The sequence below is a fragment of the Dictyobacter aurantiacus genome, assembly GCF_003967515.1.
Classification (GTDB): Bacteria; Chloroflexota; Ktedonobacteria; order Ktedonobacterales; family Ktedonobacteraceae; genus Dictyobacter; species Dictyobacter aurantiacus.
Map to the genome: position 1 here is coordinate 5,023,574 of NZ_BIFQ01000001.1, position 23,402 is coordinate 5,046,975.

A 23,402-nucleotide genomic window follows, 5' to 3' on the forward strand; every position below is an offset into this window, starting at 1 on the left:
CCATAACGAACAAAAAAGCTGCTCTCGTATCCACGCTATTTTGTTTCTTACTCTTTAGATGCGGCAATCCTAATTTCTCAGAAGTTTGAGAGGAAACGCCGATGCCCAATGACGAGAACAGACAGAATGGCAATAGTTTGATCGATGCTAAGGTGTCGCCGCAGGGTGCTGTAAACGCAAACAGTAGTCCGCTTCCAGCTATTTCTCTTCCAAAGGGAGGGGGGGCCATTCGTGGCATCGACGAAAAATTCTCTGCTAACTCGGTAACGGGGACTGGCTCCATGACGGTTCCGATCGCAACCAGTCCAGGGCGCTCTGGCTTTGGCCCGCAGCTCTCGCTCTCGTATGATTCTGGCGCGGGAAACGGCCCTTTTGGCTTTGGCTGGGGCTTATCCCTGCCATCCATCACGCGGAAAACGGATAAAGGATTGCCCTGCTACGCTGATGCTGAAGAGTCCGATGTATTTATCCTCTCGGGCAGCGAGGATCTCGTCCCCTGGCTCGTGGAGGAAGACGGTAAATGGCGGCACAGGCATGAGTTCCGGACATTGGAGGATGGCTTTTCCTATCGTATTATTTACTATCGGCCTCGAATAGAGGGATTGTTTGCCCGTATCGAGCGCTGGACAGATCAGAGAACGGGTAGGATTCACTGGCGATCTATCACCAGGGATAATGTTACGACGCTCTATGGAGCATGGGGAAACTCCTGCGTCGCTGACCCGGAGGATGAGTCGCGTATTTTTCGCTGGCTGATCTGTGAAAGTTACGATGACAAAGGCAATGTTATCACTTATGACTACAAAGCGGAGGATTCCGCCAGCGTCGATCCTTCCTATATACAGGAAAAGAATCGTACCGAACGGACGCGCTCTGCCAACCGTTATATCAAGCGTATCCGCTACGGCAATTGCAGACCACGGCAGGGCGATGAAGATTGCTCTCAGCGTACGGATATGTGCTTTGAGATCGTGTTCGATTATGGCGAACACGATCTGGCAGCGCCCACACCTCGGGAAGACAGATTCTGGCCTGCTCGTCCCGATGCCTTCTCAAGCTATCGTGCAGGTTTTGAACTGCGTACCTATCGCCTCTGCCGCCGCGTGCTCGTGTTCCACCATTTTCCTGATGAGCCGGTTGGACGGGATTGCCTGGTTCGTTCCACCGACTTCGCGTATCATGAAGGCCCCGTCGCCTCGTATATTCGTTCCATCACTCAGTCAGGTTATAGCCAGCTTGAAAATGGAACATATCGAAAAAAATCTCTCCCCGCGCTTGAGTTTACCTATTCGCGGGTGCATATCGATGAGACGATGCATACCATAGACCCTGAAAGTGTTGAGGACCTGCCCTATGGGATAGATGGGAGCCATTACCAGTGGGTGGATTTGGATGGAGAAGGGATCGCGGGTATTTTAACCGAGCAGGCTGGTAACTGGTTCTACAAGCGTAATGGAGGCGATGGCACCTTCTTGCCGACTGAGACGCTGCTCACACAACCCTCGCTGGCGAACCTGAAAGGTGGGAGGCAACAGTTACTCGACTTCACGGGAGATGGGCGCATCTCCCTGGCGCAGTTCGCCGGCCCGGTGTCCGGTTTCTATGAGCGCACCACGCAGGATGACTGGGAGCCATTCAGAGCATTTTCATCGCTTCCCGCGATTAACTGGTCGGACCCCAATCTGCGTTTTGTCGATGTCACGGGTGATGGACTGGTCGATATTTTGATTACCGATCAGGACGTCTTTACCTGGTATCCCTCCCGTCGTAAGTGGGGCTTTGGCGCGGCAGAATATACCGCCTCCAACCTGGACGAGGAACGTGGTCCCGCGCTCGTCTTCGCCGACGCTGATCAATCGATCTACCTGGCGGATATGAGCGGTGACGGGCTGTCTGACCTGGTGCGGATTCGCAATGGTGAGGTGTGCTACTGGCCGAACATAGGCTACGGACGCTTCGGGACCAGAGTAACGCTCGGCAGTGCACCCTGGTTCGATCTGCCCGACCTGTTCGACCAGAAGCGTATCCGTCTCGCCGATATCGATGGGTCGGGCACCACCGACATCATCTATCTCGGGCGAAACGGGGTCAAGCTCTTCTTTAATCAGTCTGGCAACCGGCTGAGCGATCCGCATGTCCTGACCGAGTTTCCCCGCGTCGATAACCTCTCATCGGTTAACGTTGTTGACCTGTTCGGCAATGGTACCGCCTGCATCGTCTGGTCTTCGCCTCTCCCGGTGGATGCGCGGCAGCCGATGCACTACGTCGATCTCATGGGAGGGCAGAAGCCACACCTGCTGCTCTCCGTCAACAATAACATGGGGGCAGAGACCAGAGTGCAGTATGCCGCCTCGACCAGATTCTATCTGGCGGATCGTGCGCACGACACCCCCTGGGTCACGCGCCTGCCTTTTCCGGTCTATGTAGTAGAGCGGGTAGAGACCCTTGACCGGGTGAGCAATAGCCGCTTCGTGACTCGCTACGCCTACCATCATGGCTACTACGATGGCTACGAGCGCGAGTTTCGCGGCTTCGGCATGGTGGAGCAGTGGGATACGGAAGAGATCGATGTCACCCCTGCTGGATATGCCAATCTGGCGGTGTCCTCTTTTGTCCCTCCCATCTACACCAGAAGCTGGTTCCACAACGGTGCCTACCTCGCCCAGGACCGGATCAGCCGGCAATTTGTCCATGAGTATTATCAAGAAGATCCCCTGGCGGTCCTACTGCCAGATACGATTCTGCCGCGCGGTTTGAGCGACGAGGAGCAAAGGGAAGCGTGCCGGTCGCTGAAGGGTTCCCTGCTGCGGCAAGAGGTTTACGCCGAAGATGGGACAGGCAAGAGCCGACATCCCTATATCGTCTCGGAGCACAACTATACTATCGTGTGGGTGCAGCTTAGGAGTGATAATCGCCACGCCGTCTTCTTTACCCATGCGCGCGAAAGCATCGACTACCACTACGAGCGCGTCTACGAGCCGCAGCACGACCCGCGTGTTAGCCACCAGATGGTGCTGGATGTCGATGCATTCGGTAACGTTCGCCAATCCCTCTCCATCGGTTATGGACGCCGGCACTCACCTCTTCAGCATGAAAGGGACCGTGCAAAGCAGACGCAAACGCTGGTGACATACACCGACAATCGCTTCACCAATCCCGTTCTGGAGCAGGATGCCTATCGTATACCATTGCTGCATGAGACGCTCACCTATGAATTGACCGGACATAGTTACAGCGAACGTTGCCGACCTGGCTTGTCAGAAGCTTTCAGGGATGTGATGGGAGCCGTGTCTCTGGAGTACCAGGAGCGTCCCGCTGGCAGCCTACAAAAGCGGCTGATCGAACACGTCCGTACTCTCTATCGCAAGGATGATCTCTCCGCGCCTCTGGCACCCGGAAAGCTGGAATCAATGGCGCTCCCCTACCAGAGCTACAAGCAGGCGTTTACCCCCGGACTATTAGAGCAAGTGTACGGGGATCGCGTCACTGAGGAGATGCTGCTAGAGGGTGGATATGTTCATCATGAGCATAACTGGTGGATACCGTCGGGGCGGACCTTCTACGTCCCTGATAAACATGCTTCTTCAGCGCGTGAGCTTGCGTTCGCGCGTGAGCACTTCTTCCTGCCCCATCGCTTTGAAGACCCATTCGGCAACACGGCGACGGTGGTCTATGACCGCTATACCCTGTGTGCGACCAGGAGCCGCGATGCGCTCGACAATGAGATCAGAGCCGAGTACGACTACAGGGTATTGCAGCCAAAAGTAGTGGTTGATCCCAACCACAATCACTCGCAAGCGGCATTTGATGCGCTTGGTATGCTGACTGGTACGGCCATCATGGGAAAAGTGTGGGAGGGACAGGCAGAGAGCGGTGATTCGCTGGACGGTTTTGTGGCTGATTTGAGCGATGAGCAACTGCGGGCGTTTATCCGCGCCCCAGGAGAGCTGGCACCGCAACTTCTCAACGGCGCTACCACGCGCGTCATCTACGATCTGGATCGCTTTAAGCATGATGGACAACCTGTCTTTGCCGCCACGCTGGCGCGTGAGCTGCATGTCAGCGCGTCAGGTGGAGAGCAGTCACCGGTGCAAGTTAGCTTTGTGTACTCGGATGGCTTTGGGCGCGAGGCGCAGACCAAAATTCAGGCAGAGCCAGGAGACGCACCGCGGCGCGCGGACAATAGCGCCAATCCAGAACTGCCGGGCACGCTGGCTCTGGAGAATGATCAGCCTGTGCTGGCGCCTGCCCATCCGCGCTGGGTGGGCAAGGGACGCACCGTATACAACAATAAGGGCAAGCCCATCAAGCAATACGAACCCTTCTTCAGTTCGACACACCTTTATGAGTCCGAGGCAGAGATGGTCATGACCGGTGTTACATCGATCATGTTCTACGATCCGATGGATCGCGTGGTCGCCACGCTGCACCCCAACCATACCTACGAGAAGGTCGTTTTCGATCCCTGGCAACAGGCGACGTGGGATGTTAACGATACAGTATTGCAGAGGAAGCCTGGCGATGATACAGACGTGGGCGATTATTTCCTCCGTTTGCCCGAGGCCGAGTATTTACCCACGTGGTACACGCGGCGGATAGACGGTGCGCTGGGAACGCAGGAGCAGGCTGCCGCGCAAAAGACGGCTCTCCACGCCAATACGCCGACCACTGTCCATCTCGACACACTGGGCCGCACATTCCTCAGCGTCGCTTTCAACCGCTTTGAGCGCGATGAAGCGGTCAGCGAAGAAAAATACAGCACGCGTACCAACCTCGACATCGAAGGCGATCAGCGGGAAGTCATCGATGCGCGGGAACGTGTTGTGATGCGTTATGACTATGACATGCTTAGCAAGGGTATTCACCAGTCCAGCATGGAAGCAGGCGCCCGCTGGATGCTGAACGATGTCGCTGGCAAACCTCTCTATGCATGGGATAGCCGGGGACACCGTTTCCATACTACTTATGATGCCCTGCGCCGTCGGCTAGAAGTATACCTGCGCTCAGATGATGCTCCAGAGTTGTTGGTAGATCGGACCGTCTATGGAGAAACGCGGCAGAATCCCGAGGTGCGAAATCTGCGCGGGAAAGCATACCAGGTCTTTGACTGCGCGGGCGTGGCCACCAGCGAGGAGTACGACTTCAAGGGCAATTTGCTACGCAGCAACCGCCAGCTGGCTATTGATTACAAGCACATTCCAGACTGGTCGAGGCAGGTGGCGATTGAAGAGCAGATATACACCAGTAGCACCACCTACGACGCGCTCAACCGCCCGGCCTCACTTACGTCACCTGACAATAGCATCATCCATCCCGCTTACAACGAGGCGAACCTGTTGGAGCGCCTGGATGGCAACCTGCGCGGCTCAGTCGATGTAACCACCTTTGTCCGCAACATCGACTACAACGCGAAAGGCCAGCGCACTCTCATTGAGTACAGCAACGGAGCGCATACACACTATGACTATGATCCGGAAACATTCCGCCTCATACACCTGCTCACTTTACGCGGAGCCGCTTTTCCTGATGACCGTCCAAAATCCCATGGGGCAACCTGCGGAGTACAAAATCTTCAGTATATCTATGATCCGGTGGGCAACATCACGCACATTCATGATGATGCCCAACAGACCATCTACTTCCACAATCGGCGCGTGGAGCCGAGCGCGGATTATACCTATGATGCGGTGTACCGGCTGATCGATGCCACGGGTCGCGAGCACCTGGGACAAGCGGCGGATGGCAGCCACGTAGCCCCCGTGCCCACCAGCTCTGGCGATAATCCTCGGGTGGGCCTCGTACAGCCCGGTGATGGCAACGCGATGGGTCGCTACCTCCAGCAGTACGTCTACGACGAGGTAGGCGATATCCTGAAGATGCTTCACCGCGGCACACATCCTGCCAACCACGGCTGGACGCGCACCTATGCCTATCACGAAGCAAGTCTTGTAGAGCCGGACAAGACCAGCAATCGTCTGAGCCGAACGCACGTTGGCGACGAACAGATCGAACGCTATACATACGACGCTCACGGCAACATAACCGCTATGCCTCATCTGCCGCTGATGCAGTGGGATTACCGCGACCGCCTTCAGGCCAGCGCGCGGCAACTGGTCAACAACGGTGGCAATCCGGAAACGACATACTATGTGTACAACTTCGATGGACAACGGGTGCGCAAAGTCACCGAGCGCGCCCTCACGACGCAGCAGGGCACAGCTGAACAGGAGCCAACGCGCTTGAAGGAACGCATCTACCTGGGCAGCTTTGAGATGTATCGAGAGTATAGTGGTGATGGCAACGCCATAACGCTGGAACGCGAGACGCTGCACGTGATGGATGACAAACAGCGCATTGCACTGGTTGAGACGCGTACGCGGGGAGAGGATGATTCACCTGCACAGCTCACCCGCTACCAGCTAGGCAACCATCTCGGCTCGGCAGTGCTGGAACTGGACGGGCAGGCCCAGATCATCTCCTACGAGGAATATTATCCGTATGGAAGCACAGCATATCAGGCTGTGCGTAGCCAGACGGAGACGCCGAAACGCTACCGGTACACGGGTAAGGAACGGGATGAGGAGACCGGACTAAACTATCACGGAGCAAGATATTACGCGTGCTGGTTGGGAAGGTGGGCGAGTTGCGATCCGATCGGTATAGCTGCTGGACTCAATATATATGTCTATGTCAACAATCGTCCGATAAATGCGAATGATCCTCAAGGAACAGAGGGGATTGATATTGGTGATGATCCGGCACTACAACAGGCAGCTCGGGATGTGCATCAAGCCAGGCCTGATCTAAACGCGTCAGGATCCTCAACGACATCCCGACGAACAGTTAGCCGTTCCCAGGCGCGTGCAGAGGCCAATCGCGGTGCTGCTGCTGTAAGACAATCCCAGGGGATGACGGACCCAGCAGTACAGGCCGGTCACACTCAGGCCGCACGTCATGTACCCGAATCAGGAGCCCCGGCGGCACAGACAAACGATCCTGGAACGTTTCAGCAGCTTCACAGTCGCAGGGGTCAGGGTTTAGATGTTGAAGTTACTGAACCCGGTGGACGTACGGTGACAAGGACACGTCATACTGCACAGGAAGGGCTGATTGATGATGCGGTAACCCGTGCCAGGACTACTACTGGAGGCCGTCTTACCCCTGAGGGCCAGGCGGCGGCAGGGCAGGAAGTTATCTGGCGGACACAGGGTACCGGGCTTGATCAGAGAGAGGTACAGATTCGGCGTGCCAGTGGTGTTTTTAATGAGGAGGCTGCTATCCAACGCAGTTCTTCTGTACGAGCATACCAGGAGTCACGTGCAGGAAGAGCCACTTCTGGATCTGGTGAGGGTAGTGGAGTTCTGAAGGCGCTGGGGATCGCCGGCCTGCTCGGAGCCGCGGGTGACGTCATCAAAAATCTCCATGAAGGGAACTATGGAAAAGCTGCGGCAACGATTGGTATCACGGGCGCGTCAACCTATGTCCTGTCTAAGGTCCCCGTGCTCATCCCTCTGGCCGTTATGTTTTCAACCATTAATGCTTACGATGATAAAGTGCAGGAGCACGCCAACGCTGTTGGCAGTTGGGTTGAAGATAAGTTGGGAAGCCGTTACGCAGGAGCATTTGCAGCCTCTATTGCTGCTACCGGAGAATCACTATTCCAGGGGACTTTTGGAGTAGTTGGAAGAGGTATCGGAGAAGGTGCTGCCGCTGCTTATATTAGACTCACCTCTGATGAGTATACCTTGATACCCTGGAAGTCACAGTGGTGGTCGGACATTTTCGACTGATCGCATGTCGTATCGCTGAAACTGAGCGTGTTCGCTCGGGCGAATACTGCAGATGTTTTGAACAGCAGGAGGACTAGCAATGTCTAGCTATCTGGTTGCCCGCCTTACTCCGTCATCGCCGGTGGACGGGGCTACGTTTGCCGCCTATCTCGATGATCTCCATATTCAGGTGTTGCCGGCGAATCCTCTTCCGGGCACGACGCCACTGCCCCTTGGTTCAGCGGTATACGCTTCACCGCTGCTCCTGCTGCCGGATCCCGGTGGGTCCCCGGCCTACCTTGGTATCGTGTCAAAGCTGACATCGGCTCCCACGGCTCAGGTCGGACCAAACGATTATGGAACGGTGCTGGAGTTCGACTCTACCGAGGGGATCGCCGTCGGCTCATGGCTCTTTAGCGCCGAGGCGAACGCTCCTTTTGCCCCAGGCCTTACCGTCATTGAGGTACATGAACAATCGATTACCCTTAGTGGTTCTCTGCCCGCATACGTGCCGGCGGGTACGGTGGCATCGTTCGTCGTGGATTATGAGAATGTCGCACCGTGGAGCACGCATCCTCCGCAACTCTCTTTCGAGAGGAAGACGAGCTCCGCGATTGCCAAGGGCGCGACGGTCTTGCCACTCGCTTCGACTAGAGGAATTACCGTGGAGATGACGGTGAGCACGTCAACGGGCGCGCTCGATACAGGTACGACCGTGCTCTCCGCGAATGAGACCTCCGTCACGCTCTCCCGGCCGACCTCAGACAAGCTGTCGAAGAACACAGCAGTCACCTTCACCTTCGCATTGAGCTCTGGAATTACGCAACATGTCGACCCGAACGGTATTCCTCTTCCCGGTTTCGCTTTCCTTGGCTACAACCCGCAGGCCGTGGCTACGGCAATCATCGAGTTATCTTCACCACCACCGGCATACCTGGATGTCTCTATTGTGGCTTCACGACATGGCATACAGATTCCCATCGATACCACCTTTTACGATGTACTGGTGAGCAGTGGTTCGCTGCCGACACCAGATCAGTACCAGGACATCCCGTCGAGCGCGACCAGCTTCTATCTAACCCTTCCGGCTCCTCCTGCTAACAGTAATGCGGTGAATCTGACGTTAGCGGGCAATGGCACTCCTCCTCCATTCCATCAATTGTTCGCCGCGGTACAAAGCGTGTTGAGCGCCACGCCGGGCGGTTCAACGGATCTTGCGACATTGACCGAGGCCCAATGTCGCAAGATCGCCTATGAAATCGTATGGAGCCAGCAGAAACCGCTTCCAACCGTGCCCGATCCTCAGGATCGTCCGCTTGAGTCGCTCTATACCAATCCACCTAACAATGGGGCTTTACTCAATGGGAAGGACCCCAATAAGAACGAGGGGGATCGCCAGCAGTTTGAAGGGGATCTGCAGGCATATTATGCCAGGCCCAATGCGCAGGCGGAACGCCTGGTCGGATACGTCTATGCGCTCTCGGCGGCCTTTGCCTGTTTTGCATTGAGCCAGCAGGCTACTACCATGCGCTTCCAGTTTCCCATTATAGTTGAGCCGGCAAAAGCTCCCGCGGCGGGAATCGATCAGGGGGCCGTCCTGCTAACCAATGGCAATGCACCCATGACTCCCAGCTTTGCCGTGCCGGTCGAGTACTTCTACGCGCTGGGCGTCGGTCTGCCCGCTCAGGTCACGCCGCAGCAGCAGTATCAGATGGCGTGCCTGGCGAGCGAGCAGCAGATTCTGACTAAAATTCAACAAGCCATTGATGCCGGAGCCATCAGCGCTCCTGTGCTCCCTTCCAGTCCTCCGAACCCTGAGGACCCCAACGCACCCACCATCACGCCACAACAGGCGGTACGCCAGCTGAACGCGTTAGGCGTGATCAGTAGCAAAACAGACCCGGCGTGCGCGATTAATAGCGACGACCTGCCAGCGCTGATAGGCTCATGGCTTGCGATTGCTGGTGACGATATCGCCATCGCGAATTTCTGGCACACCGCGGTGACAACCTATAAGAGCGGCTACCTGGACCTGGTCCTGTGCGCCGTTAGCGGCGGTCACATGCCGTTGATCGACGCCATCAAGGCATCCTGGGAATACTTCGATGGCACGGCACTTCAGACTGTTACGGTCGCTACGGTTGAAGACCTGACTCAGGTCACGGCGAAGCAGTGGCATGACCTGTTTATTCCTCCGCCACAGCTACCAGGTTCTCCACCGCCGCGGCTTGAGCTCTTTCCCTCGTTCATAGTCGCGACCCGAACCCCTGATGAGCGCGTGACGGCCTTTGTCCACCAGTTACAAAATTTCTTTACCGTCTCTTCAGGAGTGGCGGAGCCATCACATCCAGCGCTGGGAGCCCCTCCAACATTTGCTCAACACCCGGGAGATCCCCTGCTCTCCTTCATGAGCAACTACGGTGCTCTCGCCTTCGGCCCCAATTTTCCGTCGCAGCCAGCATTTCAGAATGCGCTCGATAGCACGTTCCAGCATGATGAGGCGGCCAAAGCATGGATGACGCAGCTGCTTGAAACGATCAATGCCCTCTACATCCTGACGGATACTGGCATTCCAAAGGCGGCTCAGCCGGGTGATCCTGACCTGCGCTTCTCCGTGATGGAGGCCCTGTACGCCCGTGGCTTCACCAGCATCCAGGGAGTGCAGAGCCTGACGGAGGCTGATTTTCAGCATGCGCTCACCGCTACGGTGGCTTACAGTTACGCTCACCAGATATACGCCAATGCACAGGCGGCAACGCAACCGGGCGGACAGGATGGGTCGGGCTTTCAGCCGATCAACCCTGATGGCTGCCTCGTGAACTGCGTCCCGCCGCTCTACCTCTCACCGCTTGGTCCCGTGGCTTACCTGCACGACCTGCTGAAGGTCTCAGCGACATCCACCTGTGAGAATCCACTGCCTGAAGATGTTGAGCAGACGTTAGAAAATATGCTCGCGCTGCGACGCGGTTCCCTGGGAGCGCTTCAGGTAACCGAGGCCAACCTTGAGACCCCTCTACCGCTCATCGATATCGTAAACGAGTGCCTTGAAGCTATCACAGCTCAGGTGCCGTTAGCTAGCCCTCCCGCCGGTGTCATCTACAACACTGCCAGCGACAAGCTCGACGAGCATAAGCTCTGTACAGATGAGGATGATACAGACGAAAAACACAGCCCCGACAGGCACCATAAGCACGCAGAAGCCTGCCACAATCCGGCCAGATTGTTTGAGGCTGTGCCGCAGTACTCCTCTCCGGCCACACCGGTAGCACAGCCCGGCGCTTATGAGAAATTGAAGAGCGACTTTTCCTCGTGCCATCTTCCGTATGCTCAATCGCTGGATATCAGCCGATCCTATCTGCGGCGGCTGGGAACGAGCCGCTATGCCGTGATGCGGAGATTCCGCAAGGACATCACCGAGTTTGTGCTTGATCCCAGCCCGGCCCATGAGCCATCCGGCTTCCAGCGTCACCTGTGGCGCTACCCGGTTCGCATTGAGATCGCGAGAGAATACCTGGGCATCAGCCCTGAAGAGTATGATCTGCTTTTTACGCAGGATATTGCCACGATGGCGACATCGGAGGGCGATCAGCTCTTACTCTGGCAGGTCTATGGCTATCCCTCGGAGACGGTCGGAGATACGAGCTGGGAGCAACTGGTGGTGCAGCTCCCCGAATTTCTCAAGCGGACCTGCCTGACCTACTGCGAGTTCCTCGAACTGTGGAGGTCGGGCTTTGTGAAGTTTCAATGTTCCCATGGCCGGCGCGAAGGCGAAGGCGGCGCATTTCCGGACTGCGAACCATGCTGCCTGGACCAGTACTCCATCCAGTTTGAAGATCCCGAGGCGCCAGAAGAAGCGCTCAAGCGGTTGGTTGTGTTTATCCGCCTGTGGCGCAAACTCCAGCAGGTGAAGAATGCCCGCTATTCATTCGCCCGTTTGTGTGACATCTGTACCGTCCTGAACCTGTTCAATAGTGGTTCTATTAATCCCGATTTCATCCGCCAGCTTGCGGCATTCCAGATGTTGCGCGACAACCTTGGACTCAGGCTCGCTGGCGTTACAGGTTCGCAACCTGGCGCCATAGGAGTCGATAGAACGCCGCTGCTGGCGCTGTGGGTTGGTGAGAGCGCGGGCAACGCGTGGCAATGGGCCGTCGAACATCTTCTCGACCGTGTCCAGCACTACGCGCGAACGCGCCACCAGTGCGGCAGCCGCCCGGCGCACTTTATCAAACTGCTGGCGGAGAACCTGGATCCTCTCTCCTTGCTGGCGGGCTTTGATCCGACCCGGTCTGCGGATACCTGGCATGCACTGCCCACGCATACCTTGCGCTTTGCCGAAGTGCTGTCAAAAATCTATGCATCCGAGTTTAGCGTTGGCGAAATCCTCTACCTGTTTACGGCGAACAATCACCTGGATGGCGATGATCCATTTCCCCTGCCGGATGATAACGAGGCGCTCGATTCTCCTCTTGAGTTTCCAGATGACGAGGCGAAGTACTCGCTGTGGGCATTGCGACGCGAGCTGCTGGCCGTTTCCATCCCGAAAGAAGAGGCGGAGCGCTGGACGTGGCGGCACATTGAGTGGTCGCTGCGCCACGAGTTCGGCTACGAGTCCGCTGGCGGCGCGGACCTTTTGCTTTCAATCGGTGAGCACTTCTTCCCGCATATTCTCGCGGCCTGTGGCAATCACGTCGATACGAAGCAGCGGCAGTACCGCGTTCAACTCGCCGCCTCCAGCACAAATGCGACCATGTGGAACACGCCCGATAGCCCGTTCCACTATGATACCAGTGCGCAAGAACTCTGGATTCGCCTGCCATTGATGGATGAGGAGGTGTTTGAGAAGCTCAGCCATATCCGGCAACTGAACCAGGAGGAACAGGACGCGGTGCAGAGCCTGTACTTTGCACCTCGCGCTGACCTGGCCGCGTTCGCCTTTATCTTCTCCAACTTCGGTGCCTCGGTAGAGCGTCTGGTCCAGGAGGGGGATGAAGAGAAACGCTGGGACTACTTCCAGCACGAGTTTGCCCGCTGTCATGCCCGTAGCCACGTTATCTCCGAACACCTGGCGCGGCATGTGGCCGCCGCGACCGGGCAGGAGCAGCCTGCTGGTCCCGATAGCGTCAGGCTCGCCTGGCGCCTGTTGCGACACCTCTTTGCCGACGAGAACCGCGCCACAGGTCCGTGGGAGACGGATAGCGGTCAACTGTCAGGCGTTACCTGGCAGCCACAGCCACATGGTGGTGCCTTTGCGGCCTTGCTTGGCCTGACGGGTACGGGGCTGCTCGGCACATTGACGCCTGAAGGCGGTGGCCTTGCCTGGAGCGAGGTGCGGGGACCAATGAGCGCCTTCGGTCATGAGAAGAATCGCTGGAACATCCCGGTACCAACGATTTTACCATCGATGAGCCTGACGCTCTCGCCTGCCCAGGCACGCTTCGCCGGTATCCGCAACGGCTTTGCCATGAAGGGGCAGAATGGAGAACCTCTCGGTGGGCCGCAGGGTTTCAGTGTCCGCTGGCAGGGTGTTCTGCTCGTCGAGCACGAAGGCATGTATGAGTTTCACGCCGGCTCGCCGACGTCTGAAGGTGAACGGCCTGATTTTGAGGCCGCGGAGGAGCGCAGGTGGCGTATCACGCTGAAACGAGGGCAGAAAGCCTGGGTCGTGCTGGCCCATCACTGGCCCAACACGCAGGCCCCTGCGGCCCATGCCGCGCCGCTCGCCCTCAGAAGCGGAGCGTATCAGATCACTGTCGAGTTCGCGCAGCCAGAGGTGATTTTCACCCAGACTGAGACCTGCCGCCAGCATACCGGCTTCCAGGTGAAATATTGCGGACCCGATAGCGAAGATCACCTCGTTACCATCCCCCTCGACCGGCTGTATCGTGATACGCAAGATGAACCATTGGGATCCGGAATCGACAGGGGCGGCGCGGCCGGATCGTTCTTAAGCCAGCACTTTACCAGCACGCTGCGCGCTATGCGGCGCACGTACCAACGCGCTTTCAAGGCGCTGCTCTTCGCGCAGCGTTTCGGCCTCTCTGCCAGCCCCATCACCGAGTATGGGCAGTCCGAGATCGGCTACATGCTGACGCATCCCGACCTGTTTGAAGGAACGTCATACTATCGCCAGGGGCAGAATGCCGGTTTCGGCACGCATCATGCCTACTTCAACTTCAATTTACTGCCTCTGCTCGACAACTATCACCCACCCTTGCCAGCTGAGGACCAGCGTGTGCAGCCCTCTCCCCAGCGGCGGCAGGCGCTCTTTGACTGGTGGGAGCGCATCTTCGACTACGTCCAGATGCGCCGGGAAACGCGGCACGTGCGCGAGCATCCGCTCTGGCTGCTGTTCGAGGAAGCGATCGAGAAGCAGCCGGATAATCCCGCGCAACTGCTCCGTCACGTAGGCGTCGAGCTTGATCATGCCAACCTGGTCACCCGTTACTATCAAGGTTACACCATGAGCAGCGATGATCTGGAAGACGAACGATGGGCCATCCGAGCCTGGCGGGCCGAGAAGTGGACGCGTGACCTGCTCTCAGACTTCGCGGTGCAGGATATTCAGGCGGCCCGCCCCGATCTGTGGGCCTCTGATGACCCGAATGCCGTGCTGAGCGGGGAGACGCAAGCTGGAAATGATAACCTCACCCGCTTTGTGCGCGACAGCTGCCTCGAAAATGGCAGGCCGCGCCGCTACGAGGAGATCAGGCGGCTCAACGATGAACTGCGGGAGCGTGCCCGGCGAGCGCTGCTGGCTTATCTGTGCGCCATGAACCGCGTGCCGCTCCCCTGGGGTGGCTATGCGCAGAAGGCCGATGACCTGAGCGATCTGCTGCTGCTGGACGTCGAAGCCGGAATCTGCGAGCGCACAACACGCATCGAGGAAGCGATCAGCGCGGTGCAGGCCTATATCCAACGCTGCCGGCTCGGTCTTGAAGCTGGTTTCACCATCTCACCCGCATTTGTTCAGCTCTGGGAAAGCCGCTTCGTCTCATTGCGCAGCTGGGAAGCCTGGAAGCGCCGCGCGCTGTATCGCGAGAACTGGATCGACTGGGATGAACTGGAGAAGGTGGAGCATACAGAAGCATTTCGCTTCCTCGATGCCGAACTCCAGCGTACCATCCTGACCATACCCGGACCGGGCGGCATGGAATACTGGATAGAGCAACCCCCACCAGATCACGCCGGACTCGCGCTTCTGCAGCGCCACGACCCTTCGCGCATACAAGAATTTGCGCCGCCGCCGCAGCCAGAAGGTCTTGATCTGCTCGGTACACCCGAGCGCAACGCACGCCTCTCCTGGCTTTCGATGGCGCCCCAGAACACGACCCAGGGCGATGGCAATCCCGATGGCGGACCCGTGATCCTGGCCGTGAATAATCCTCCGCCAGCACAACCCGGCCAGGATCTGCCTTTGTGGATAGAGGCCGCGATCCGGCTCAACGTGCGCTTCCTGCGTGTGGCCGCTGCCTCTGAGCCGCCAGCATCAGCCACGTTCATCCCTGATCACAGGGATGGCGAAGCACGATGCTGCTGCCAATGTGGTAAGGTTCATTCCGCCGTCGTTGATGAATACTACTTCTGGTTGCTCGACTCGCGTTTCTACGAAGCGCAGGAGCAAGACGCTGAATGGCCCTGGGAAGATCCAGGCCAGCAGCCGCACCTGCTCCACTGGGATGAGCGGCCGATGGTTCACCTGGCCTGGTGCCGTCTGCACAATGGTGAGTTCCAGCAGCCGCGCCGCTCGGATGAAGGTGTACCCCTTACTGTAACTGCAGATCATAAGATAGCCGCTGCCCAGCTCGAACTGGTAGGGAGGGCAGGCGATTCGCTCACCTTCAAAGTAGATGGGGCCGCCGCGCCGCTGCCCGGCTATGACACGCAGGAGCAGCCGGGTTTCCGCTACGATCTTGTAGCCGATACAGCCGTGACGCTCCCGCTGGTGGTCGCGCCTCCCGCGCCGGCAATCGATCCCGGTCTGGGTGGCCTGGCGGCTTACCCGTACTTCGCCTACTTCGAGCCTGGCGCCCCTGTCATGCCGCGCTCTCTCTTTGGCCAGGCGCTGCTGGTTGCCCGAGCACTACGCACGCACTGCCGCTTCGAGGAAGCGCTGAAATGGTACGCGCTGGCCTTCAATCCTCTTGTTGACGACTGCTCGTGGTGTCCACAGGAACAAACGGTCCCTGAGGAAGGTATCACCGAAGTAGCCGCGGCAACCGCCAGGGAAGTTATCGCGATCAGGGAGGATGGCCACAGCACTACCGGGATGCCTTGCTGTTCGAGTATCACGGTTTCAGATGAGGTGGCGCGCAATCGTTCTATCATGTTGCATTACCTGGAAACCCTGCTGCAATGGGGGGATGCCTTGATGCGCCACAACTCGCCCGAGGCGTTTCAGCAGGCCAGGGTGATCTTCGATACCGCTGAGCGCATCCTCGGGAAACGTCCTCGCTCCGTCAGGAGGAGAGAGGGCACTGACATGGCGGGGCAGGAGCCGCAGGTGGTTCTCACTTTCGTTCCCGAATGCGCACCTCTCAATCCGCGCGTTCTGGATCTGTATGAGCTGGTAGACGACCGGCTGGCCCTCATCCATAACTGTCTCAACGAGCGCAGACTGCATAACGGACGCCTCGGCCGCGATATGCCCTACTGGGGAAGTGATCCGTTGCGCAACGGCTGGCAGACAATGGCAGAGGCCGACGAAGGCGAGATATGCGCCATCGAGGGGGAAGGATGTTGCCCGCACAGTCCCTATCGATTCATGTTCCTCATTCAAAAGGCACAGGAGATTGCCAACCAGGTGCGAGAGTTCGGCGCTTCCCTGCTGGCTGCGTTTGAGAAAGGTGACGCTGAGTACCTGGCTTCATTGCGCGCCCTCCACGAACGCCACCTGCTGGACCTGACACTGGAGGTTCGGCAGCATCAGTGGCGCGAGTCTGACTGGCAGGTTCAGGCGCTGCAGAAAACGCTGGAAGAGACGCAGGCACGGTTAAACTACTACACTGGTCTCATTCAGAATGGGTTGATCAGCAACGAGGTACAGTACCAGGCTCTCACGGGCACCTCTACTGCCGCGCGGACGGCTGGCAACGTCTCTGAGGGAATCGGGCAAGCGATGAACATCATCCCGGATTTCTGGTTCGGCGAAGCCGGATTTGGTGGCTCCCCCCTCTCTTACGACCAGTTCCCCCTGGGGACCAAACTGTCCGGACTCTTTTCCGCCGCAGCCCGCATCTCCAATACCCTGGCCGACATCGCCAGCACGACGGCAGCGCTCGATCTGACTCAGGCGGGTTGGGATAGGCGCCTGCAGGAGTGGCACTATCAGGTTCAGGTACTCACGATCGAGATTGAACAGATCAGGCGCCAGATTCTTGCAGCTGAGCGACGGAGAGATGTCGCGCTGCGCGAACTCAATAATCATCGCCAGCAGATGGAGCAATCGGCAGAGGTGCTGGATTTTCTGCGGGATAAGTTCACGAACCACGCGCTCTACCTGTTCCTGCAGCAGGATACCGCTATGTTGTACAGCCGCATGTATGAACTGGCGCTCTGTAGCGCCCGGCAGGCCCAGCGCGCGTTCAACTACGAACGCGGCCATACCACGCGCCACTTTTTGCCAGCTCATATATGGGATAATCTGCATGAAGGTCTGCTCGCCGGGGAACGCTTGCAACTGGCACTGCGGCGGATGGAGAAGACCTACCTTGATGAGAATGTGCGTGAGTACGAGCTGACGAAGCATTTCTCCTTGCGCCTGCATTTCCCGTGGGAATTTTTACAGCTTAAAGCGACTGGCTGTTGCGAGATCGAACTCCCCGAATGGATGTTTGACCTCGACTATCCCGGACACTACATGCGCCGGATCAGAAATGTATCGCTGACCATTCCTTGCGTCGTCGGCCCTTACACCGGTGTTCATTGCCGCCTGACCCTGTTGCGCAGCATGACAAGGGTCCACCCGCGTCTGCGCGATCCCCTCATTGAATGCTGCGACGATGAAGAGTGCGATAACGGCTACCGGCCAATGCACCACGATCCGCGTATCGTTACCCAGTATACAGCCACCGAGGCCATCGCTACCTCGAGCGGCCAGAACGATGCAGGCCTGTTTGACCTCAACTTTCGTGACGAGCGTTACCTGCCCTTCGAGTTCATGGGTGCTGTTTGCCGGATGCGTATCGAGCTACCTCAGGAAAACAACCAGTTTGATATCGATAGTGTGACCGATCTGATTTTGCACCTGAACTACACGGCGCGTGAGGGAGGAGAAGTTTTACGTCGGGCTGCTAACGAGGTCGCCAGGTGCCATCTCCCGGGCTCGGGTGTGCGCTACTTCGACATCAGACACGAGTTCCCCGATGCCTGGCACCGCTTCCAGAGCAGCTTTAAACAAGAAGATGCGCCAAAGCATCTCGGCATCCGGCTCAGTCGCGACATGTTTCCCTTCATCCCTGGACACAAGGAGTTATGGATCAACCGACTCGCCATCTTCTTCGAGATTCCAGAGGCAGAGACAGGTCAGCATAAAGTCGTGGAATTTCTCGTCGAACATCGGGACGGGCCAGGAGATGGGGATAAGGATGACTGTGACGTGTATGCGATCACCTGTGTCGCCAGTGAAGAGTGGCCGCACCTTTATCATGGAGTCCTTGATGTTCGATCAGGGCCATTGGCTCAGCGAGCGGATCGTAATCTCGGCATATTCAGTTTCCCTACAGAGACAGGTGTTATCTCGCGAGCTTTCCTGCTCTGTGGCTATGATGTTAAACAGAGACATTCAGATGAGCAGGCCCCCATGAGGAAGCGGCGGCCCTGGTAAACAGCAGTGATCCTGCTGCTCTACATGCTCTCCTTGTTGAGGTAGGTAAAGAGCACAAACTCAGATGAAAAGAGAGGAACTATAGAACAACAGGACTGTATTAGCCAGATATCGCTGCTACCGTTTTTAAGAGATCCCGGTCTCCTGTGGGTTGACGCTGCCGACATAGGCACACTGCACGTAGAGCGGGCACTCCCCGCACTTTGGCTTTTGGGCGTGGCAGATCTGCCGACCGTGGCGGATCAGGCCGACGTGCAGGCCATAGACCCAGTCAGGTGGGGCGATTTGGGCAAAGACGGTGTGGGCCTTGTCGGCGTTGACCTTCGGGTCGATCAGGCCAAGGCGCTTGCTGACACGATGGACATGGGTGTCAACTGGCATGATCGAGCGATTCATATCGAAGAGCATGACGCAGGCGGCGGTTTTGGGTCCGACGCCGGGGAGGGTGCGCAGGTAGCGCCAGGCATCTTCGGGCGTGCGCTTTTCGATCTCGTCGTAGAGATATTCCGGGAGTGGTTTGTTGCCGCCGCTCTCTTTTTGCTGGCTGGTCAGGGTGTTGAGGACGTCCTGGATGCGTTGGGCTTTGACGTTGGCGAGGCCGCCGGAGCGGATCGCCTCGGCCACCATGTGCGTGGGCACGTCACGCACCTCTTCCCAGGTTGGAAATGTCTTGATGAGCTGGCGATAGGCTCTACCAGAATTGATGTCGGAGGTGTGTTGCGAGAGGATCGTGCCCACCAGCCCGCCCAGGGGATCGTAGTCGGGATCGTTATGCATCTCACCATAGGTGTCGATGAGCAGTTCGTAGACGCTGGTCAGGTGGAGGCTGGGGATAATCGATGTCGCTGTCATGGCTCTTTCCTGTTTCTACCTATCTATTTGCTTGCTTGCCTGAAGTCATGTTGATTTTTCTTATATATACCAGGACGATTCAGCGGGGTAAAGCAGGCGCATGTTTTGTGTCGCTGGGACTATTTTGTTATGGTTCATCGTGTTGACTGGCAGTTTTAGGCCTGAAAAGGAGGGCCCCTCCTTTTCAGGCGTTTATTTACTGGTCGGCTGGCATGGTGGCGTGGCGGACGCGGCGGTTGAGGGTGGTGGCTACGGCCAGCAGGACCAGCCAGGCACCGAGCAGGAGGGCACTCTGCTTTGCGCCGAGGGTCTGGATCAGCAGGCCGCTGGCGATGGCGCCGATCGATTGGGCTCCCTGGACGATCATCTGGACTGTGCTGCTCATGCGGCCGCGCATGGCATCGGGCGTGTTCATCAGGCGATAGGTGTCGAGCGAGATGTTGTAGATGGGAGCCACCAGTTCTTCGGCGGCGGCGATGAAGAACATGGCGAGCGCGTTGGGCGCGATGGCGTAGAGTGGAAACATCAGGGCTTCGAGCCAGAGCATGCTAATGGCGATCTTTCCGAAGGGCAGGCGTCTGCGTATCCAGTTGCTGGCCAGGTTGCCAATAAGCGCTCCGATGGCTGCTCCGGTGAAGATGAAGCCGATGCCGCTGGCCGAGGTGTGTAGCTGTTGGGCCAGGACCACAATGACCAGGTAGCCCGCGCCATAGCGCAGGCTGTCGGCTCCATTAATGATGGTGAGGAAGCGTATGAGTGGCTGCCGCCAGAGCCAGGAGAAGCCTGCACCGATCGTTTTGGTCAGGGATTGGCGCGCACCTGCCTGTTCGCCCTGGAAGTTGCCGCGAATGAAGCCCAGCGAGAGCGCGGAGACGCCAAAGGAGATGGCGTTGGCCAGGAAGGGAAAAACCCTCCCTATGCTATAGAGGGCACCGCCCAGCAGCGAGCCAAAGGTGCGGATGCAGGTGTAGGCGGCCTGCGATTGCGAGAGCGCGACTGGCAGTTGATCACGCGTGACCACATTGGGGAGCGCGGCCGTATTGGCGACGCTGAAGAGGGTTCCCAGGATGCCCGCGCCGGCCACCACCAGGTAGATTTGCAGCATGGTTAAGGCATGGAGCCAGAAGGCCAGTGGTATGCTCAGCGTGAGCAGCATGCGTCCCGTATCGCAGACCAGCATGGTCCGCTTGCGATCCCAGCGATCTACGAGCGCGCCCGCTAGCGGGCTGACCACGAGGAAAGAGATCGTGTTCAGGCCGAGGACAATGCCTGTCTGCACGGTCGATTTTGTCAGCGCCAGCACCAGCAGCGGTAGCGCGATAAACTGCTGCTGGTTGCCGGCGTAAGAGACGATCTGACCGCTCTGCAGGAGGAGATAGCTGGGATTGCGCCAGAGCGATGGCGGCTCCGCGTTTTTATGTTTATGTGTATCAGAGATCATGGGTCGAAAAGCTCCATTTTCAATTATCTTTGGTAAGATGACATATAAAAAAGCCGTGGGTGATGCATACGTATCCGCAGCCCGGCGGCCTCTTGTCCCTGAAAATGGACGCAAAAAAGCCGTGGGCGCGATCGATATGTATCACCCACGGCTCGTCGATTTGACGTTCGGCTACGTTAGATCAGGCTTCGTATCAAAATCTGATCCCAAAAAAGGCATAGTATGGCCCTGGGCGACACGAAGCGCTTTAACAATGCTTCCGCGAGTATAAAAGGTCCACCCCCGGGTGAACTTCGCCGTCGCACCAGCCATCTCGTTCCTTTCTTGATTCTCTGAACTAAATCTGCTCTGCTTAATATAATATCGCACTTAAAATATCATTACCATTAACCGGTGTCAATCTACAGGGCCATTTAAAAGTCTTTTTTGCCGCCTTCGGCGGCGGCGAGAGGGGAAGAGGGTGAGTGGGGACACCCCACGCCCCGCAAGGGGCTAGCCGCCCCTTGACCCCGCTAATTGCTACTTTTAAATAGCCCTGTGTCAATCTATGATGTTGAATGTCTCCAAAACATTCAACATCATGAGCGCAACAATAAAAGGAACAAACGTAGGTTCGGCCCTTGCGGCCGATTTTTCCTCGCCACCCAACAATGTCCACCGAAAGAATCAATGATGTATGAGGGCATTGCATGTTTAAGGGACATGATCGTATGAGAAGGGAAATCGGCCGCAAGGGCCGAACTACGGTGCATGATCGATTTTAGGAGCGCCAATCGTATTCCATGCGGCGCGCCGTCCACTCGGCGGTCTCGCGACCGTGCAGGCGTTCAACGACATGGAGGCTCATGTCGATGCCGGCTGAAATGCCGGCGGAAGTGATGATGCGCCCCTCGTCAACTACACGCGCATCATCGAGGATCGAGATGTCAGGATAGGTGTCGCGCATCCACGAGATGCTGCCCCAGTGGGTGGTGGCGCGGTGCTCGTTGAGCAGACCGCCCTCTGCCAGCAGGAAGGCGCCCGTGCAGACGCTGGTCGTCAGTTGCGTGCGCTGATCCTGCTGCTTGATCCAGTCGACCAGGCGCTGGTTGTACATCTCCTTGCGCGTCCCTTGCCCGCCCGGAACGACCAGGATATCCAGCGGCGGATGTTGCTCGATGGTGGCATGGGGTTTGACCAGCAGGCCGCCCCGGCAGGTGACAATCTCGTCCGCCTCCGCGATGGTCAAGGCCTGGAAGAGTTGTTGCGCGTCGCTGTGCTGGCCAGCCAGCCGCGCCACCGAGAAAACCTCAAAGGGACCACAGAAGTCCAGTACCTCGACCTCATTAAAAATAAGGATGCCTACCGTCAAGATTGATTTTTGCGTCATATATCTATGCCTCGTGAACTATTGGTGCGTATCACCTTTCAAAGTGTAGCCTTTTATGCTGGGAAAAACAAGTATCGATAGGAAAATAAATGTCATATAATTGGCAGAAGATATAAAATGTCGCAGAACATACTTATATGGCAACAGACAACGGTATCGAGGTATGCCGATAATGGCACTATGTTTATCTGTTGGGAGGACCGGGTAAATGAAGCAGTTTGATCAGACTTCCGGTGAGCATAAGAATGACAGAAATAAAGAGAATGCCTCTGCCATGCCAGCGAATGATGAGCCGAATTTCCACTGGGATGATGGGCGGCTACGCGTCTCCAATGTCGCATACATGCTGCCCAAAGATCTGGGGGAGATTCAGCGGCTCGATTTTCAACATTATTTGTTGCGCTATGCCTTTAAGGGGAACTACCTGGCGCCCATCAAGCAGCCACAGAATATTCTGGATGTCGCATGTGGGACCGGACGCTGGATGTATGAGATGGCCCAGGCTTTCCCCCAGGCCAGCATCATCGGGATCGATATGGTGACGCCCCAGTCCCTCAAGTCGAACCTGAACTTTCCCAGGCAATGCATGTTCAGGCAGGGGAATGTTGCCCAGGGCCTCCCTTTTGTGCACGACTCGTTCGATTTTGTGCATCAGCGGTTGCTTATCCTGGGTCTGCAGGCCACGGCGTGGCCGCCCTTGCTGCAGAACCTGATTCGCGTCACCCGGCCGGGCGGTTGGATCGAACTGGTCGAATCCGACCTGATCTGCCGCCGCCTGGGACCTCAGACGGCGCGTTTAGGACAATGGGTACACGAGATATCGGTGCGCAGAGGCATCGATCCTTCGTACCCACAGCGCCTGGGTCTGCAGATGCAGCAGATGGGGCTGGTCAATGTCTCGATGCAGAAGGTCTCTATCCCACTGGGACGCTGGGGGGGCCACATGGGTAGCATGATGTTGCAGGATATGATGGCCGTCATCAAAGCCACCCGGTCCCTGGTGAGCGCGTACACCGGCATCTCGCCCGAGGAGTACGACCGCATGACCGGGACAATCCTCAAAGAGTTCGAACAATATCGCAGCTACTCTAATTTTTACGTCGCCTACGGCCAGCGGCCCACATCATGATTAAGTTCCAATATCAA

The 23,402-nt window shown here is 57.3% G+C and carries 6 protein-coding genes; 3 read left to right on the forward strand and 3 right to left on the reverse strand.

The features are described from left to right. Positions 1-101: 101 nt before the first annotated feature. Positions 102-7,790: a SpvB/TcaC N-terminal domain-containing protein gene (locus KTT_RS20190; RefSeq protein WP_126597705.1), complete on the forward strand. Its 7,689-nt coding sequence runs from the start codon at positions 102-104 to the stop codon at positions 7,788-7,790. Between the two features lie 79 nt (positions 7,791-7,869). Next, entirely contained in the window at positions 7,870-18,594 is a 10,725-nt protein-coding gene (locus KTT_RS20195) for a Tc toxin subunit A-related protein (protein ID WP_126597706.1), read from the forward strand. Between the two features lie 126 nt (positions 18,595-18,720). Here the strand turns inward: KTT_RS20195 and KTT_RS20200 are convergent, their stop codons facing one another. The 3 genes from KTT_RS20200 to KTT_RS20210 form a co-directional block, all read right to left on the reverse strand. Continuing rightward, complete coding sequence (locus KTT_RS20200; RefSeq protein WP_126599773.1) at positions 18,721-19,446, reverse strand: endonuclease III domain-containing protein; 726 nt, start codon at positions 19,444-19,446, stop codon at positions 18,721-18,723. Between the two features lie 196 nt (positions 19,447-19,642). Further along, entirely contained in the window at positions 19,643-20,887 is a 1,245-nt protein-coding gene (locus KTT_RS20205; protein ID WP_126597707.1) for an MFS transporter, read from the reverse strand. 760 nt (positions 20,888-21,647) lie between these two features. Beyond that, entirely contained in the window at positions 21,648-22,256 is a 609-nt protein-coding gene (locus KTT_RS20210; RefSeq protein ID WP_126597708.1) for a DJ-1/PfpI family protein, read from the reverse strand. A gap of 208 nt (positions 22,257-22,464) precedes the next feature. Here KTT_RS20210 and KTT_RS20215 point away from each other — a divergent pair, with 208 nt between their 5' ends. Continuing rightward, the gene (locus KTT_RS20215) at positions 22,465-23,385 is read left to right on the forward strand and encodes a class I SAM-dependent methyltransferase (protein WP_126597709.1); all 921 of its coding nucleotides are present in this window, start codon (positions 22,465-22,467) and stop codon (positions 23,383-23,385) included. Positions 23,386-23,402: the final 17 nt, after the last annotated feature.